Annotated in this window: 11 protein-coding genes and 1 tRNA gene; 6 read left to right on the top strand and 6 right to left on the bottom strand. The window is 67.0% G+C overall.

Annotated elements, in window-relative coordinates:
• Window positions 1-156: 156 nt before the first annotated feature.
• The 5 genes from ON20_RS06390 to ON20_RS32870 form a co-directional block, all read right to left on the bottom strand.
• Window positions 157-876, bottom strand: a complete 720-nt coding sequence (locus ON20_RS06390; protein WP_051161790.1) for a class I SAM-dependent methyltransferase — start codon at window positions 874-876, stop codon at window positions 157-159.
• On the bottom strand, window positions 873-1,523 hold the full coding sequence (locus ON20_RS37835) for a LicD family protein (RefSeq protein ID WP_040834021.1): 651 nt from the start codon (window positions 1,521-1,523) through the stop codon (window positions 873-875). The genes ON20_RS06390 and ON20_RS37835 overlap by 4 nt, the downstream gene beginning before the upstream one ends.
• 1 nt (window position 1,524) lies before the next feature.
• Window positions 1,525-3,345 (bottom strand): aminotransferase class I/II-fold pyridoxal phosphate-dependent enzyme, encoded by a 1,821-nt coding sequence (locus ON20_RS06400; protein ID WP_169332321.1) that lies wholly within the window; start codon window positions 3,343-3,345, stop codon window positions 1,525-1,527.
• A 143-nt stretch (window positions 3,346-3,488) separates the two neighbouring features.
• Window positions 3,489-4,160, bottom strand: a complete 672-nt coding sequence (locus ON20_RS06405) for an HAD family hydrolase (RefSeq protein WP_040834022.1) — start codon at window positions 4,158-4,160, stop codon at window positions 3,489-3,491.
• 270 nt (window positions 4,161-4,430) lie between these two features.
• A complete protein-coding gene (locus ON20_RS32870; protein WP_051161794.1) occupies window positions 4,431-5,054 on the bottom strand; it encodes a TetR/AcrR family transcriptional regulator in 624 nt (207 codons plus the stop codon).
• A 95-nt stretch (window positions 5,055-5,149) separates the two neighbouring features.
• Between ON20_RS32870 and car the strand changes: the two genes are divergently transcribed.
• On the top strand, window positions 5,150-8,671 hold the full coding sequence (gene car / locus ON20_RS06415) for a carboxylic acid reductase (protein WP_040834023.1): 3,522 nt from the start codon (window positions 5,150-5,152) through the stop codon (window positions 8,669-8,671).
• 390 nt (window positions 8,672-9,061) lie between these two features.
• Here the strand turns inward: car and ON20_RS06420 are convergent.
• Window positions 9,062-9,135: transfer RNA gene (locus ON20_RS06420), tRNA-Arg, on the bottom strand.
• Window positions 9,136-9,335: 200 nt separating this feature from the next.
• On the opposite strand from ON20_RS06420, the gene ON20_RS06425 reads away from it, so the two are divergent.
• The 5 genes from ON20_RS06425 to ON20_RS06445 form a co-directional block, all read left to right on the top strand.
• Window positions 9,336-11,312 carry a bifunctional copper resistance protein CopD/cytochrome c oxidase assembly protein gene (locus ON20_RS06425; RefSeq protein ID WP_245547082.1) on the top strand — a complete coding sequence of 659 codons (1,977 nt, stop codon included), beginning with the start codon at window positions 9,336-9,338 and terminating at the stop codon, window positions 11,310-11,312.
• Entirely contained in the window at window positions 11,309-12,277 is a 969-nt protein-coding gene (locus ON20_RS06430; RefSeq protein WP_051161796.1) for a threonine/serine dehydratase, read from the top strand. Before ON20_RS06425 ends, ON20_RS06430 begins: the two co-directional genes overlap by 4 nt.
• Before the next feature lie 178 nt (window positions 12,278-12,455).
• Window positions 12,456-12,953, top strand: coding sequence for a single-stranded DNA-binding protein (ssb, locus tag ON20_RS06435; RefSeq protein WP_083864704.1), 498 nt, complete (start codon window positions 12,456-12,458; stop codon window positions 12,951-12,953).
• 224 nt (window positions 12,954-13,177) lie between these two features.
• Entirely contained in the window at window positions 13,178-14,854 is a 1,677-nt protein-coding gene (ettA, locus tag ON20_RS06440; protein WP_040834025.1) for an energy-dependent translational throttle protein EttA, read from the top strand.
• A gap of 90 nt (window positions 14,855-14,944) precedes the next feature.
• Window positions 14,945-17,741, top strand: a 2,797-nt coding sequence (locus tag ON20_RS06445; protein WP_040834026.1) for an NAD-glutamate dehydrogenase domain-containing protein, incomplete at its 3' end; no start/stop codon positions are given.

Below are 17,741 nucleotides of genomic sequence, written 5' to 3' on the forward strand. Positions count from 1 at the left end.
GTATTCAAGGCCTGGAAGCCGGGGGTATCTCCGCGGTGGGCCGGTGCCGAGAACCGTGCCGAAGCTCTCGGTGGGATCGGATCGACGATCGAGGCCGAGAGCGGGAGGTTCGCCCGGATGAATGTATCGATTCGTCGATCCCGCTCCGGCCGGACCTCACCGGTCGGATTCGGCGCGGAAGGCGAAGGCGTTGAACCGGAACGGAGCGTTTCCATAGCCGTCGACGTGCTGGTCTTCGATATGGATGTGGGTCAATCCCGCCGCTGCCAGTTCCCGGCGGATCCATTCGCGTTCGTAGTACATGTGCGGGAGACCCGCGTAACGCTCGGCATAGGCGGCGGGCCCTCCGGCCGCCTGGATTCGGAAGCGTTGGGCGTCTTCGGCTTTGGCCGCGTCGGGCACATCGAGGATTGCCACCGCATGCGTGGCCTTGGCGGCCATCGCACCGATCACCTGTCGTGCGTAGTCGAGCCCGGGGAAATACAGGAACACCCCGCAGGACAACACCGCGCCGGCACGGGGTTCGACGTCCACCTCGGCGGCGTCGGCGACGGCGAACTCACCGTCGGGCAGTGCGTCGCGGGCGATATCGATCAGTGCCGCGGACTGGTCGATTCCCCCGACCCGGCATCCCAGGCGCTGGAGGTCGAACAGGAAGGCGCCGGCGCCGCAGCCGACTTCGAATACGGACATGCCCGGCGCAAGCCTCAACCGATCGGCGGTCGCGAGCACGAACTCGGTCCACGCGTCGGGCTGTAGACCGCTGAACGCGCTGTCGAGTCCGTCTGCGGCCATGAGTTGTGCCAGTGTGGAACCAGCGGTCGGATCGAGGCTGCGGTTGTCCCATACGCGTTTCCAGCCGAATGTTTCGGTCACCGGTCCTCCTCGACTCGGGGCAGCGCGGGCTCGAACAGGTCCGATCGGATGTCGGTCGCTGTGTGCCCGTCGCGCCCGTGCGGTTCGTGTACTCGGACTTGGTTCGGCCAGTCCGGGCCGTAGAGGTTGTCCAGATAACGCCGTGCCGCGGTATCGGGCACACAGCTCAGCCGCAGCGGCCCGAATCGACAGCGGTGCAGCCGATCGAACTCGCTGGGCTCGAAATAGTCCGAGGGCCAGCGGGAACGGGCCGGTTCGTGGTACACCAGCCTGTCGTCGACCAGGGTCATCGGAAAGATGTGGACGAACGGGTAGCGGAACTCCGCGGTATCGAGTGGATCGTCCGATGTTTCCACCGGGCTGTCGAGCGCGAATATCTTGAGAAAGCAGCCCGAGTCGGCCAGCCCGTATCCCTGCTGCGCCAGCAGGCTCGCGCCGGGACCGGTCAGCGTGGCGAGATCATCGGTGGGGATGGCCAGGTCGACATCGTCGTCCCAGGGAATCAACCCACCGTGGCGGAGCGAGCCGAGCAGCGTACCGCCGATCATGGTGTAGCGGATACCGAGGTCGGTGAACAGCACATCGGTGATTTCCGTCGCCGTATACAGCCGGTCGACGATCTCCTGTTTGGTCCGGGGTGGCACCATGTCATCCCACCACCGATGCGCCCGCGGGTGCCGAGGCGAGAACCGCCGCCAAGGCGCGTGTCACACGGTGATTCTCCGGGGCGGTCCGGCACGAGATCCGTAGGTAACGGTCCGCGTCGGGCATCGACTTTCCCGAGCAGTCCTTGACCAGAATCCGGAATCGGGTCAGCAACCGGCGGGCCACGTCGCGGGCCCGCCACGGGTCGGGCAGGCGCAGTAGGATGAAGTTCGCGTCCGGCCGCAACACCGTCACGCCCGGTACGGCGCACAGCTCCCGGTAGAACTCGTCTCGATCGGCCCGGACCCGATCGACGGCGGCCCGGTAGTCCGCGGCGAACCCGGGCAGCCTGCGCAGGAACGTCTCCGCGATCCCGTTGATATTCCATACGGGCATGTGCAGGCGAATCTGTTCGCGTAGCTCCTCGTCCGCGGTGGCCAGGTAGCCGAGTCGCAGACCGCCTACGCCGTAGGCCTTGCTCATGCTCTTGATCACTGTGAGGTTCAGGTGCGTGCCGAGCTCATCGGCCACGCTCGATTCCTCCGGGCAGAAGTCGACGAACGATTCGTCCACCAGCAACCGGATCCGCCGATCGGCGAGCTGTTTACACAACAGCAGCAGATCCTCCCGAGGCACCGCCCGCGATGTGGGGTTGTTGGGCGAGGTCACCACCACGGCCGTCGCGGCGTTCTCCACCGCGACGTCGACGCAGCGGTGTACGTCGAACTCGAAGTCGGGGGATTGCAGTTCGAAGCGGGTGCATCGCTTCGAGGCGAGGGCCGATTCGTATTCGTTGAATCCCGGTACCACCAGCACCACGTTGTCCAGGACGCGGCCCAATGCCGTGATGAGCTCGGACGCGCCATTGGCGATGACCAGTCGGTCTTCGGGGAGACCGACGGCCGCGGCGAGCAACCGCTGTAAGGGGATTCGGCCCATCGGATAGTTGATCAGCGACGCCGCGAGATCGCCTGTCAGTTCGTCCAACAATCTCGAGGTCGGGAAGTACGGGTTGATCATCAGGCAGTGGTCGGCCACGTCGAACCGCCAGTAACCGCCGTGCAGACTCTCCAGCGCCGAGAGGCGGCTTTCGTCATCGCCCAGAAGACATTCCGCCGCGATCACGTCACCGATATCGTCGATTTCGTACCACGGCAGATCGGTGCAATCCACGGCGCGCACCGGGAACATGCCACGCGCCGTGGTCGTGGCCAGCACACGCTCATAGAATTCGTTGTGTCCGCCGGACTCGATCAGCTGCTCGAGCTGCGGCACGAACTCGGCGCGCAGGTACTTGGCCCGCAACAGGTGCACATTGATCGTCTTGCGGGCCGTATCAGGAATATCGCTGCTGTGAGGGGGCAGCAGGAAACGCGCCACCCGCTGCATGCCGTCCACTGTCACCACGGTGCCGTTCATGCCATTACGCCACTCGGATACCGCCGATATCACCGCATCCGGAGCGGTGGCCAGCCGAACCAGGATTTCGGCGTCGAACACCACATCGCCGTCGAGCACGTAGGTGTCCTCGTCCAAATGGTGACGGGCCAGCCAGAGGGAGAAGGCGTTGTTCGTATCGGCGAAGGTTTCCGAGACGATATACGACACCCGCATGCCGTCGAATCGGTCGCCGACCGAGGCCATGATGTCGTCGGCGCGGTGCCCTACCACCAGTACCGTCTCCCGCACTCCGACCGCGGCCAACTGCCTCAGGGCCCGGTGGACGATCGGTGTGCCGTCGATGACGGTCAAGGGCTTCGGAGTGTCGCCGCCGAGTCGGCGGCCGAGTCCCGCCGCGAGTATCACGGCCTTCCGCACTGGCATATCGCACCTCGCACCCTGGACTACGATTTCGGCTCTCATGCTCTGGCAACCGTGGATGGCACCCCAAGTAGGGACATCCCTATAACCGGCGCTGCCACAGGGTGTTTGGTCGGTGCCGCCGCAACCGGTTGCCGCGCGCCGCCCTACGACGGCCGCTTCTCGAATGCGTCTCGCAGGTCCCCAATGGTCATACCGGCCAACGAGTCCCGGACCACACCGCCGTGCACGGTGCTTGCCGGGAGGTCGCAGGGAACCACGATGAGCGCACAGCCCGCGGCCGTGGCGGCCGCGGCGCCGGTGGGTGAGTCCTCGATGGCCACACATTGTGCCGGGTCCACGCCGAGGAGTTCGGCCGCGCGCACGTACGGATCGGGCGCGGGCTTGCCATTGTCGACATCGTCGCAGCTCACCGACGCGTCGAAATACCGGCGGTCGATCGCGTCCAGGACGGCGTCGGTCAATGACCGTGAAGTGTTGGTCACCAGTGCCGATGCGAGACCGGCGGAGCCGACGAGCCGCAATGCCGCTTCGGCGCCCGGCCGCCATGGAACGGGATCGGTGTATCGATCGGTGAGCCGGTGATCGAGCCACGCCTCGGCCGAGCGTATCGCCGCCGGGGTGGGCTCGCGTCCGGACAGTGTCAGCATCATGCGCAGCACCTCCGCGACGGTGGCCCCGACCACTCGTCCGTAGTCGTCCGCGGATGCCACGGCGCCGTTCTCGGCGACGAACTCGCGAACGGCCTCACACCACAGTTTCTCCGAATCCAACAGTGTCCCGTCGAGATCCCAGAGGACGGCACGCAGTTCTCTCACAGTGCCTCCTCGGCCGTCTCCGGCCCGCCAACGAGCCGGTGTCCTCGATCCGGGATCGAAGCGGCGTTCGTCCACCCGAGCCTCTTCGCGGAGGATTTCCTCATCAGCGCCCTTTCGCCGGCACGCCGGACCTTCCTGACCCGAACATGGCGAATTCGATCGGGACATGCGTGCCGTGCCGCGCCACGGTGTAGCGCGACAGCTACCAATGCTGGATCGGCCGATGCCCGCGACCAAGTAGGGATATCCCGACTCGTCCGAGGCGGGCCTTCACTGTCGGTCGCCGAGCAGTTCGTGCACGGTGGCGATGATGGCGGTGGTCGCGATGTCGGCGGCGAACTCCGGGGCGCCCTCGGCGTCGAGTAACACGGCCTGGGTGAACAGTGGGCTCAAGTGCGCGGCAACCGTCCGGCGCAGTCGGTCCGGTGGAGGGTCCTCGCCACCGGCTGCCTCCCACAGCGTGGTCGTGATGGTGGCGAACATACGTTGAAGCGCCTGGAGATGTTCACCGTAGGCCTCCGCCAGTCGTGGCGACAGGCGGCGTGTTCTCAGGTGCGAGATGACCCGTCCGGCCTCGGCCGTCCGCTGATGTACCCGCCGTGCCAGGTCTGCCAGCCAGACCTTCCAGTCGATGCCGTCGTAGGGCGGGAGGGAACCGAAGAAATCGGCGAAGTCCGCCGTGACGGCGGCCTGTATGAGGTCCTCACGGGTGGCGAAGTGGCGAAACACCGTCCGGCGTCCGACGCCGGCCAAGGCCGCGATCTCGTCGACTGTGACATCGAGTCCGTGCTCATCCATGGCGCGCTGGGCGGCGTTGACGATCGCGTCGGTGGTGACCTGCACCTTCTTCCGCTGCCCGACGCTGTGATGTGCGGTGGTTCGCGTCACTTCCATCACTTTCTTCCTTGACATCCCTGAGTGTCGCTTTGACACTTGAGGGTGTCATATGACACTCGAGAGTGCCACCCAATCGTCCCGAGGTGAGTTCGATGTCAGTTGATACCCGGGAGTCCCGGCTCGAGCGCCGCATCGCGGAGTTGTACGCCACCGACGAGCAGTTCGCCGCCGCCAGGCCCGACGAGGCCGTGACCGCGGCAATCGAGCAGTCCGGACTGCGAGCGGCCCGGGTCGCGCAAACCGTTATGGAGGGTTACGCGCACCGACCCGCGGTCGGGCAGCGCGCGGTCGAGTTCGTCACCGATCCGGGAACCGGCCGCACCTCGACGGAACTGCTACCGAGGTTCGAGACCCTCACCTACCGAGAGGTCTGGGACCGCGCCGGCGCGATCGCGACCGCGCTGACCGGCGATCCCGTGCGGCCCGGTGACCGAGTCTGTGTCCTGGGTTTCACCAGCGTCGACTACACCATCATCGATATGGCGCTGATGCGGCTGGCCGCGGTGGCGGTGCCGTTGCAGACCGGTGCCTCGGCCGAGCGACTGCGGCCCATCATCGCCGAAACCGAGCCGACGGTGCTCGCGGCGAGTATCGACTACCTCGACGATGCCGTCGAATTGGTACTCACCGGACACGCACCGACACGGCTGATCGTGTTCGACTACCGCCCCCGGGTCGACGACCAGCGCGAGGCGTTCGCGGCTGCGACGGCGAAGCTGGCCGACGCAGCCGGCCCAGTGATCGTCGAAACGCTGGCCGACGTGGTCGACCGCGGCACGGGCCTACCGCCCGTTCCGGTGCCGACCACCGACGAACCGGACTCATTGGCCTTGCTGGTCTACACCTCCGGCAGCACCGGCGCACCGAAGGGCGCCATGATCACCGACGGGATGATGGCCGAGTACTGGCGTGCGTCGACCAGCGAGAGATGGGGGCAGCGCAGCGCCGAACCGTCGATCGTGCTCAGTTTCATGCCGATGAGCCACATTCTGGGCCGAGCGGTCCTCTATATGGCGCTCGGTCGCGGCGGCACCGTCTATTTCGCCGCCAAGAGTGACCTGTCGACCCTATTGGACGATCTGGCGTCGGTACGGCCCACCCAGCTGACCTTCGTGCCCCGGATCTGGGAGATGCTGTTCCAGCGGTTCCAGAGCGAAATGTATCGCCGAGCCTCCGACGGAGGCGACCGGGCGACCCTGGAAGCCGAGGTAACGGCCGATCTGCGCCGGGACCTGCTCGGCGGACGTTTCCTGTCGGCGACGACGGGCTCCGCGCCGATGTCGACGGAGATGAAGGCATGGGTCGAGACCTTCCTCGACCTGCACCTGAGAGACGGCTACGGCTCCACCGAGGCCGGAAGCATTACCCTCGACGGTCACGTGCGTCGCCCACCGGTGGTCGACTACAAGCTCGTCGATGTCCCCGAGCTGGGGTACTTCCGCACCGACCGGCCATATCCGCGAGGCGAGCTGGCTGTGGTATCCCAGTCGCTGACCCCCGGGTACTACAAGCGTCCGGATGTCACGGCCGAAGTGTTCGACGCCGACGGCTTCTACCACACCGGCGATATCTTCGCCGAGGTCGGCCCCGATCAACTCGTGTATGTCGACCGTCGCAGCTTCGTGCTGAAGCTGTCCCAAGGAGAGTTCGTCACTGTCTCGAAATTGGAGGCGGTCTTCGCCGAGAGCCCGCTGGTGCGCCAGATCTATGTCTACGGCAACAGCACTCGCTCGTATCTGCTGGCGGTCGTGGTGCCCACCGAGGACGCGCAGGCCCGAACCGGCGGCGATATCGAGGCGCTGAAACCGCTGATCGGCGAATCGCTGCGAAAGGTCGCGAAAACGGCCGGCCTGCAGTCCTATGAGATTCCCCGCGACCTCATCCTCGACACGACGCCGTTCACCATGGAGAACGGTCTGCTCACCGGCAGCCGTAAATTGGCGCGGCCGAAGCTCGAGGAGTACTACGGCCCCCGGCTGGAACAGCTCTACACCGAACTGGCCGAAGCCGAGACCCATGAGCTGCGCACGCTGCGTCACAGCGGAGCCGGCCGCCCGGTGCTGGAGACGGTGAGCCGCGCGGCGGGCACGCTGCTGGGCGCGGCTGCCGGCGTCCTGCGGCCCGAGGCGCACTTCACCGATCTCGGTGGGGATTCGCTGTCGGCATTGACGTTCGCGAACCTGCTACGGGATATCTTCGACGTCGACGTGCCGGTAGGCGTCATCGTCGGCCCGGCCACCGACCTGCGCGCCCTCGCCGCCTACATCGAGCAGCGGCGCGGCGGCACCGAGCGGCCGACCTTCACCGCGGTGCACGGCGACGGGGCCACCGAGCTACACGCCCGCGATCTGAGGTTGGACAAGTTCCTCGACACCCAAACGCTCGAGGCCGCGCCGAACCTTCCCGGGCCGAGCCCGAAAGTGCGGACCGTCCTGTTGACCGGCGCGACCGGTTTCCTGGGGCGATACCTGGCCCTGGAATGGTTGCAGCGGATGGCCCTCGTCGGCGGCAGACTGATCTGTCTGGTGCGCGCCAAGGACGACGCCACGGCCCGGGAACGGTCGGACAACACATTCGCCGGGAGCGATCCGCGGCTGCTCGCGCACTATCGGGAGCCGGCCGCCGAACATCTCGAGGTCCTCGCCGGTGACAAGGGCGAGGCCGACCTCGGGCTGGATCGCGCCACATGGCAGCGGTTGGCCGATACCGTGGACCTGATCGTCGACCCCGCGGCGCTGGTCAACCATGTGCTGCCCTACAGCCAGCTGTTCGGCCCCAATGTCGTGGGCACCGCCGAGCTGATCCGCCTCGCGCTCACCACGAAGCAGAAGCCGTACACCTATGTCTCGACCATCGGGGTAAGCGATCAGATCGACCCCTCGGTGTTCACCGAAGACGCCGACATCCGGGCGATCGGTCCGACACGCGCCATCGACGACAGCTATGCCAACGGCTACTCGAACAGCAAATGGGCCGGCGAGGTGCTGTTACGGGAGGCCAACGACCTGTGCGGCCTGCCGGTCGCGGTGTTCCGCTGCGATCTGATCCTGGCCGACACCGAGTACGCCGGTCAGCTCAACGTCCCCGATATGTTCACCCGGTTGATGTTGAGCCTGCTCGCCACCGGTATCGCGCCCGGCTCGTTCTACGAGCTCGGCCCGGACGGTCGGCGACGGCGAGCCCACTACGACGGGCTGCCCGTCGGCTTCGTCGCCGAGGCGATCTCCACCCTCGGCGCGCAGGCGGCACCCGGGTTCCGTACCTACCACGTGATGAACCCGTACGACGACGACATCTCGCTGGACACCTACGTCGACTGGCTGATCGACGCCGGCCACCCCATCGAACGCATTCCCGACTACGGCACGTGGTTGCGGCGGTTCGAGACCGCTGTGCGGGCCCTACCGGATCGGCAGCGCCGGCACTCGCTGCTACCGCTACTGCACAGCTATCGGCAACCGCAGCGGCCGATACGCGGGTCCATCGCGCCGACCGAACGGTTCCGAGCGGCGGTGCAGGAGGCGAAAATCGGCCCTGACAAGGACATTCCCCATGTAACCCGGGAGATCATCCTCGAGTACGCCACCGACCTGCGACAGCTGGGTCTGCTGTAACGCGGCGAGGTGACCGATCCGCTTCGCCGACCTCGTCGGATCGCCGTCCCTACGAACCGGCGGATGGACGCGGAAATCGACGCCGATCAGCGCGACACGCCCGAACCCGGACTGATTGATCATCCGCCGAATGGGTACATACAGATCCAGGACATACCCAATTCCGGCCCGTCGGCTCTTCGCGGCCCTACACCTGGAGGTTCTTACACCAAGACCCACAACCGAGTCACGTACCGGATCGCCCTCGGTAGCAAGTCCATCCCGGTCGCACCGCTCATGGTTGAAGGAGGTACCGACCACGACCGGCGTCGCCGCCGCTGCGGAACGCCACGACGGCAACGCGGTCGAAGGCCACATCCAGATGGGCAACAGCGTTCCCCATCTGTAGCGTGCCCCCGGCAGGAATCGAACCTGCGACCTAGGGATTAGAAGGCCCTTGCTCTATCCAACTGAGCTACGGAGGCAGTGGTTCCACCATGGCCGAGATCGGCCGTGCTGTCCAGCCGAATGATTATAGCGATTGACCAAATCGCTTGATCCGTGCTGCCCGGAATGCGGCCCCGGCGGGCCGCGTACGGGTAATCGAACTACGCTCGAACCTATGTCAGCAGCCCCGGCACAGTCCGCCGAACCCGCCATCGAGGTCGCTCGGAGGCGGGCCGCGATGGTTTCGGGACTGCTGACGGTCTTCCTGGGCGCGGTAGCGGCCGTGGTGTCGGCGCTGGTGGTCGGGCTGTCGGCGGAGCAGGCGCTGAGCCTGCTCGGCATCCCCGACCCGGGGCCCCTCACCACCTACGGACTGCCCGCGGTACGCGCGCTCTCCGATCTCTTCGCCGCCTTGACGGTCGGGTCGCTGTTGTTCGCCGCGTTCCTGGTACCGCCGCAGCGCAATGGACTGCTCGATGTCGGCGGCTACCGCGCGGTGCGGCGTGCCTCGCTCACCGCGGTGGGATGGGCCGGCTGTGCCGCGCTGCTCGTCCCGCTGACCGTTTCCGACAGCACCGGGCGGCCGGTTCGCGAGGTGTTGCCACCTCAGGAGCTGTGGGGGGTCATCGACCGGGTCGAACTGGCCGGTACCTGGCGACTGACCGCGCTGTTCGCGCTCGTCGTGGCCGCCGGTTGCCGATTGGCGTTGCGGTGGGCCTGGACCCCGGTACTGTTCGCGGGAGCGATCGCCACGATGATGCCGCTGGCGCTGACCGGGCATTCGTCCTCCGGCGGATCGCACGACGTGGCCACCAACAGCCTCATCCTGCATCTGGTCTCCGCCGCCTGCTGGGTCGGTGGGCTGGTGGCCGTGCTGGTACACGCTCTGCGCGACGGAACCGCCACCGAGATCGCGGCCCGGCGCTTCTCCGTGGTGGCCACGGTGTCGTTCCTCGTCCTCGCGGTGAGCGGGGTGCTCAACTCGTGGGTTCGGGTGCCGTGGGACGAGTTGTTCACCAGCACCTACGGCCGCCTGGTCGTGGCCAAGGCCGCCGCACTGGCGGTATTGGGCGTGCTCGGATGGCGGCAGCGGCGCGCCGCCCTGCCCTCGCTGGCCGCGGACCCGCGTGATCGAGGCCCGCTCATCCGGTTCGCGGGGATGGAGGTGCTGATCTTCGCCGCCACCATGGGCCTGGCGGTAGGCCTGGGGCGGACGCCGCCGCCCCCGCCGGACAGTGTGCCGACACCGGTGGAGGTCGAACTGGGTTATGAGCTCGACGGCCCGCCCACAGTGATGCGGCTGCTGTTCGACTGGCGCTTCGACCTGATCTACGGAACCGCGGCCATCCTGCTCGCCGTGCTGTACCTGTCGGGCGTGCGGAGGCTACGCACGCGAGGCGACGCCTGGCCCGTCGGACGAACCCTGGCCTGGCTGTCCGGGTGCGCGGTGCTGCTGTTCACCACGTCCTCGGGCGTGGGGCGCTACGGACCGGCGATGTTCAGCGTGCACATGGGCGCGCATATGGCGTTGTCCATGCTGACGCCGATCCTGCTGGCGCTCGGCGGAGCGGTCACCCTGGCGCTGCGCGCCCTCCCACCCGCCGGCCGGGACGGTGCGCCCGGCCCGCGGGAATGGCTGCTGTTCGCCGTGCACAACCCGGTCTCGCGGTTCCTGACCCACCCGATCGTGGCATCGGTGATCTTCGTGGCCGGTTTCTACGCTCTCTACATGGGCGGCATCTTCGACGCGTTCGTCGATTCGCATGCGGCGCATCTGCTGATGAACGCGCACTTCCTGATCAGCGGCTACCTGTTCTACTGGGTGGTGATCGGGATCGACCCGAAGCCGCGCCGGGTGGAGCCGTTGACGAAACTGGGGATGGTTTTCGGTTCGCTACCGTTTCACGCCTTCTTCGGCGTCGCGCTGATGAGTATGAGCACCGTGCTCGGCGATTGGTTCTATCGCAGCCTGGATCTCGACTGGCATACGGATCTGCTGGGCGATCAGCGCACCGGCGGAAGCCTGGCCTGGGCCGGCGGTGAGGTGCCGCTGGTCGTGGTGATGCTGGCACTGCTCATTCAGTGGTCGCGCAGTGACCAGCGGTTGGCGCAGCGCAGCGATCGCGCGGCCGAACGCGACAACGACGCGGAGTTGGCCGCACACAATGCCATGTTCGCCGAATTGGCCCAGCGAGATCGGGCGGCACGTAGATGACAGACCAGAGGACCCCGTTGCACCCTCACCCGCCCAACCGTCGTGTGTACCGGTCGGATGTGCGCGCCGCCCGCCGGCGGCTGAGCGGGCGGATCCGCAAGACCCCAGTCTTCCATACCTGCGTTCCCGGTCCGAACGGGCCGGTGCCGGTCACGTTCAAACTCGAGTACCTGCAGCACGGCGGCACGTTCAAGGTGCGCGGCAGCTACAACGCGCTGCTCTCGGCGCGCCGTCGCACCGAGCACGTGGTCGTGGCCTCGGGCGGTAACGCCGGGATTGCGGCGGCGCTGGCCGCGGCGGGCCTGGACATGGCGTGCACCGTGGTCGTCCCGGAATCGGCGCCGCATACCAAGGTGGCCGCCATGTGGTCGTACGGCGCCGAGGTGCGCTGGCACGGAACCACCTATGCCGAGGCCTACCGGCACGCCGCCGAGCTCGCCGAGGAACAGGGCGCCCTGCATGTACACGCCTACGATCTGCCCAGCGTGGTGGCGGGAGCCGGGGTGATCGGGCTCGAGATCGAGGAGCAGGTGCGGGGCAGGCCGCCGGTGCTGGTGGCGGTCGGCGGAGGCGGTCTGCTCGGCGGGGTGGCGGCCGCGCTGGGTCGCCGGCGTGATGTGGTCGGTGTGGAGCCCGAGGGGGTTCCGACCCTGCACGCGGCGCTGGCCGCGGGTCATCCGGTGGATATCGCGGTGTCGAGTATCGCCGCCGACTCGTTGGGCGCGACCCGTATCGGGGAGATCGCCTTCGATATCGCCCAGCGCTATGGGGTGCGGTCGGTGCTGGTGACCGAGGACGCCATCACCGATGCGCGGACGTATCTGTGGCGGGAGTTCCGTATCGTCGTCGAGCTCGCGGGTGCGGTGGCACTGGCCGCGATTCTCAGTGGGCGGTATGTGCCGGCTCCCGGGGTGCGCCCCGTGGTGGTGCTGTGCGGGGCCAATACCGATCTCGCCGTGATCTGAACCCGGGCTTCTTCCTCCCCCGGCTCGGCGAACAGCCGTTTGTCCACATACGCGTGAGTTGTCCACAACTTCGGCTCCGGTCCCCTCGCGATGCCCGCGGGACGCGACGATGGAGACGTTCCCGAAGCACGGGGGCGGGCGACCCGGTGACACCGGGCGGAGCGGAAGGGGTGCGGATATGTACGAGGCGATCACGACCATCATCGGCACGGTGGTCAGCAACCCGGTGAAGCGGGAGCTCCCGGGCGGGGACCGGGTATTGACCTTCCGGCTGGCGAGCACGGCGCGCAGACTCGACCGTGGCTCCGGGGAATGGGTGGACAACGGGACACTGTTTCTCACCGTGAGTTGTTGGCGCCGACTCGTCGCGGGGGTGGACGCCTCGATTCGCCGCGGCGATCCGGTGATCGTGCAGGGGCAGCTGAGGTCGAACGAGTACCGGACCCGTGACGGCGCGGAGCGTCGCGATCTCGAGATGCGCGCGCATACCGTCGGACCGGATCTCACCCGGTGCACGGCTCAGGTGGTCCGATGGCGGTCTACCACGAACGAACCGGGGAATATCGAGAGCGGTCCGATCGCTGAAGAAACGGGCGTATCGGGGACGATCGGCGGGGGGGACACCGAAACGGAGACTTCCTCGGCTGCTCGACAGGCCGAGCCCGTCGACGTGTGATCCCCGGTCCCGCGATCGGGTGGTGTGGGCATACACTCACGGGGATTCGTCGCGTCCCGTGGACGCGCCCGGGGAGGCGGTGGGTCGCCTCGGCCGGCCCACCGCGGTGTGGCGGGGGAGGGTTATTTCGTGCCCATCGGTGCCCGGTGCCGCGGATTATCGGAAATCTGCCGTTGACCTGCACGGAGTGCGGGCGGGCGGCTTACGACAGTTAGGGTTGTCGCATGGCTGAGTTCATCTACCAAATGAAGAAGGTTCGCAAGGCGCACGGCGACAAGGTCGTGCTCGACGATGTCACCTTGAACTTCCTTCCCGGCGCCAAGATCGGCGTCGTCGGCCCGAATGGCGCGGGTAAATCCAGCGTGCTGAAGATCATGGCCGGACTGGACCAGCCGAACAACGGCGAGGCGTTCCTCGCCCCGGGTGCGACGGTCGGCATCCTGCAGCAGGAGCCGCCGCTGAACGAGGAGAAGACCGTCCGCGGCAACGTGGAGGAGGGGCTCGGCGAGGTCAAGGTCAAACTGGACCGCTTCAACGAGATCGCCGAACTCATGGCCACCGACTACTCCGATGAACTCATGGAGGAGATGGGCAAACTCCAGGAATACCTGGACCATGCCGACGCCTGGGATATCGACTCGCAGCTCGAACAGGCCATGGACGCGCTGCGCTGCCCGCCGCCGGACGAGCAGGTGACCAACCTCTCCGGTGGTGAGCGCCGTCGTGTGGCGCTGTGCAAGCTGCTGCTGAGCAAACCCGACCTGCTGCTGCTGGACGAGCCGACCAACCACCTCGACGCCGAGAGCGTGCTGTGGCTGGAGCAGTTCCTGGCCCAGTACCCGGGCGCGGTCCTGGCCGTCACCCACGACCGGTACTTCCTGGACAACGTCGCCGGCTGGATTCTCGAACTCGACCGCGGCCGGGCCATCGGCTACGAGGGCAACTACTCCACCTACCTGGAGAAGAAGGCCGAACGGCTGGCGGTGCAGGGCAAGAAGGACCAGAAGCTGCAGAAGCGGCTGAAGGAGGAGCTGGCCTGGGTGCGGTCGGGCGCCAAGGCCCGCCAGGCCAAGAACAAGGCCCGGCTCGGTCGCTACGAGGAGATGGCCGCCGAGGCCGAGAAGACGCGGAAGCTGGACTTCGAGGAGATCCAGATTCCGGCCGGTCCGCGCTTGGGCAATGTGGTGGTCGAGGTCGAGCACCTGGACAAAGGCTTCGGCGACCGGCCGCTGATCAAGGACCTGTCGTTCAGCCTGCCGCGCAACGGCATCGTCGGGGTGATCGGCCCCAACGGCGTCGGCAAGACGACGCTGTTCAAGACCATCGTGGGCCTGGAGCAGCCGGACAGCGGCACCGTGAAGATCGGCGAAACGGTCAAGCTGAGCTACGTCGATCAGAACCGCGCCGGTATCGACCCGAACAAGACCGTCTGGCAGGTCGTTTCGGACGGACTGGACTATATCGAGGTGGGCCACCAGGAAATGCCCTCGCGTGCTTATGTCAGCGCCTTCGGGTTCAAGGGGCCGGACCAGCAGAAGCCGGCCGGGGTGCTCTCCGGTGGTGAACGCAACCGGCTGAATCTGGCGCTGACGCTCAAACAGGGCGGCAACCTGATCCTGCTCGACGAGCCGACCAACGACCTGGACGTGGAAACTCTCGGCTCGCTGGAGAACGCGCTGGAGAACTTCCCCGGCTGCGCCGTGGTCATCTCGCACGACCGGTGGTTCCTGGACCGCACCTGCACGCACATCCTGGCCTGGGAAGGAAACGATGACAACGAGGCCTCCTGGTTCTGGTTCGAAGGCAACTTCGAGGCGTACGAAGCCAATAAGGTCGAACGTCTCGGCCCGGAAGCCGCACGGCCGCATCGGGTGACCTACCGCAAGCTGACTCGCGGGTAATCCTCGGTTCGTTTTCCCCTTCCCGGGTGCAGGACTAGTCTCGGGACCGGCGTCAGTGGGCACGGAATGGCATCCGAGGGAGTTGGCGAAATGACGGTCTCGTCCGAATTGTCCGGCGCGGCATGGACTGCCGAGTTGTCCGACGCGTTACGCGGCGATCTCGGCGCACTGGAGGAGGGATACTTCCGGCATGTCGATGCCGGTGACGCGGACCGCGTGATCAGCGATATCACGCAGGTCTTCCGCAGACACCTGGAATTGGCGCTGGACCGGTACCCCGGTCGCGCCGCGGTGCGGGTCTACCACCCGGGCGACGATGCCGGGGTGGGCGCCGCCGTCCAGGTGGTCACCGACGATATGCCCCTGCTGGTGGAGTCCGTCACCTCGTCGCTGAACCGGATGGGTGTCAGCGTCAGCGAGGTGATCCATCCGGTTCTCGAGGTCGAACGCGACCGTACGGGTCGGCTGACCGCGGCCCGGCCGCACGAGGTGGACGGGAACGGCGGTACGGGGCTACGTGAGTCGTGGATGCACATCCAGCTGCACCCGTCGACGAGCGGCGACCTCCTCGACCGTATCGCCACCGCCGTACCGACCGTGGTCGGCGATGTGCGGCAGGTGGTCGGCGATACCCCCGAGATCCGCGACACCCTCGTTGGCGTGTCGGCCGGACTGGACCGTATCGCGGAGACCGGGAAGGCGCCGTTCCCGGCGCGGGATCTGAACGACTGCGCGAATCTGTTGCGCTGGTTGGCCGACGGGAACTTCACCGTGCTCGGCTACGCCCGCTACCGGCAGCACGGAAACGCGGAGACGGCGGGTATCGAAATCGACCAGGACTCCTGCCTCGGGATGCTGCGCCCGGGAGTCGGTCCCGATTTCCGGGCGCCGGTCAACGGCGTCGACCGGCCACTGCTCATGATGACCCAGGGTCTGGTTCCGGCGACCGTGCACCGGTCGGTGTACCCGTACTTCATCGGGGTCGCCGACCTCGACGAGACCGGCGCGGTTCGCGGCGAGCACCTGTTCATCGGCGTTTTCACCGTTACGGCACTGCACGAGAACGTGCTCGACATCCCGGTGATCGAGCGGCGGGTGCGCTCGGTGATCGAAGAGAGCGGGTTCGACCTGGACTCGTTCTCCGGGCAGGCCATGCTCGAGGTGGTGCAGTCGTTCCCGCGCACCGAACTGTTCTCCTCCGATACCGAGACGCTGCGGCGCACGGCCAGCGCCGTGCTCAATATCGGGCTGCGTCGGCAGGTGCGGCTGTTCCTGCGCACCGACCCCTACGGCCGGTTCGTCGCGGCCATGGTCTACCTGCCCCGCGACCGCTACACCACGGCAACCCGGCTGGAAATCCAGGACATCCTGGTCCGTGAACTCGGCGGCGAGTCCATCGACTATTCGGCGCGGGTGAGCGAGAGCGAACTCGCGAGTGTGTACTTCACGGTGCGGATGCCGATGCCCGAGCCCGCCCACCCCACCGAGCCGGTCCGGGCCGAGCACGTCGAGCAGATCTCCGACGAGGAGCGGCTGCGGATCCAACATCTACTCGCCGAGGCCAGTCACACCTGGAACGACCACCTCGACGACGAGGTCAGCACCTCGACGCTGCTCGACCCCCGGCTCGTGCAGCGCTACGCCGCGGCCCTGCCCGACGGATACAAACAGGATTTCACCCCGCGGCGGGCGCTCGCCGATATCGCGCGGCTGGAGCGGTTGGCCGACGGCGCCATCGACCAGCAGCTGTACCGGCCGGCCGACTCACCGGTCGGTTCCTGGCGGTTCTCGCTCTATATCGGCGGTGCCGGCATCTCGCTGAGCCAGGTCCTGCCCGTGCTGCAGAGTCTCGGTGTCGAGGTCGTCGACGAGCGGCCCTACCAGATCGAGCTCGCACCCGACGGCGAGTCCGCCGCGGCGGCGCGAGTCGAACGCTGGATTTACGATTTCGGCATTCTGGCCCGGCCCGACCTGCTGCGCAATGCCATCGACCAGGACCTCGACGCGGAGCTGCTGGAGGCCACCCGCGCGGGCATCCCCACCGAAGCCGGTCGGGCCGCGGTGGAAGCACGGGCGCGCGGGATACGGGAACGATTCACCGACGCGTTCGCGGCGGTCTGGTACGGCCGGGCCGAAGCCGACGGGCTCAACGAACTCGTGCTGCGTGCGGGACTGCCGTGGCGCGAGGTCGCAGTCCTGCGCACTTATGCGAAATACCTGCAACAGGCAGGTTTTCCCTACAGTCAGGCCAATATCGCCCGGGTGCTGCTCACCTATCCCGATGCCGCTCGGTTGTTCGCCCGACTGTTCGCGGCGCGATTCGATCCGGACACCCATTCCGCCGACCGGGCGGCCGATATCGAAAAGCAGGTCCGCGCACGGATCGACCAGGTGGTGAGCCTGGACGCCGACCGCATCCTGCGAGCCATCCTGGGTCTGATCACCGCGACACTGCGCACCAACTATTACGTCGTCGACACCGATGGTGTGGCACGCGATTTCCTCTCCCTCAAGGTGGATCCGCAGACGATCGCGGAGCTGCCGCAGCCGCGTCCGCGGTATGAGATTTTCGTGTATTCGCCGCGGGTGGAGGGTGTGCATCTGCGGTTCGGTGCGGTGGCGCGGGGTGGTTTGCGTTGGTCGGATCGGTTGGAGGATTTCCGGACCGAGATCTTGGGGTTGGTCAAGGCCCAGGCGGTGAAGAACGCGGTGATCGTGCCGGTGGGGGCCAAGGGTGGTTTCGTGGTCAAGCAGCCGCCGGCGGCGACGGGGGATGGGTTGGTGGATCGGCAGGCGTTGCAGGCGGAGGGGGTGGCCTGCTATCGCACCTTCATCTCGGGGCTGCTCGACGTCACCGACAATGTCGACCTGGCCTCGGGTGAGGTGG

The sequence above is a fragment of the Nocardia brevicatena NBRC 12119 genome (assembly GCF_000308495.1).
GTDB lineage: Bacteria > Actinomycetota > Actinomycetes > Mycobacteriales > Mycobacteriaceae > Nocardia > Nocardia brevicatena.

What these genes read in the sequence shown, in the direction of transcription:
- ON20_RS37835 (WP_040834021.1), bottom strand. Translation starts at nt 1,523, where the DNA reads ATGGTGCCACCCCGGACCAAACAGGAGATCGTCGACCGGCTGTATACG.
- ON20_RS06400 (WP_169332321.1), bottom strand. Translation starts at nt 3,345, where the DNA reads ATGCCAGTGCGGAAGGCCGTGATACTCGCGGCGGGACTCGGCCGCCGA.
- ON20_RS32870 (WP_051161794.1), bottom strand. Translation starts at nt 5,054, where the DNA reads ATGGAAGTGACGCGAACCACCGCACATCACAGCGTCGGGCAGCGGAAG.
- car (WP_040834023.1), top strand. Translation starts at nt 5,150, where the DNA reads ATGTCAGTTGATACCCGGGAGTCCCGGCTCGAGCGCCGCATCGCGGAG.
- ON20_RS06425 (WP_245547082.1), top strand. Translation starts at nt 9,336, where the DNA reads ATGGTTTCGGGACTGCTGACGGTCTTCCTGGGCGCGGTAGCGGCCGTG.
- ON20_RS06430 (WP_051161796.1), top strand. Translation starts at nt 11,309, where the DNA reads ATGACAGACCAGAGGACCCCGTTGCACCCTCACCCGCCCAACCGTCGT.
- ssb (WP_083864704.1), top strand. Translation starts at nt 12,456, where the DNA reads ATGTACGAGGCGATCACGACCATCATCGGCACGGTGGTCAGCAACCCG.
- ettA (WP_040834025.1), top strand. Translation starts at nt 13,178, where the DNA reads ATGGCTGAGTTCATCTACCAAATGAAGAAGGTTCGCAAGGCGCACGGC.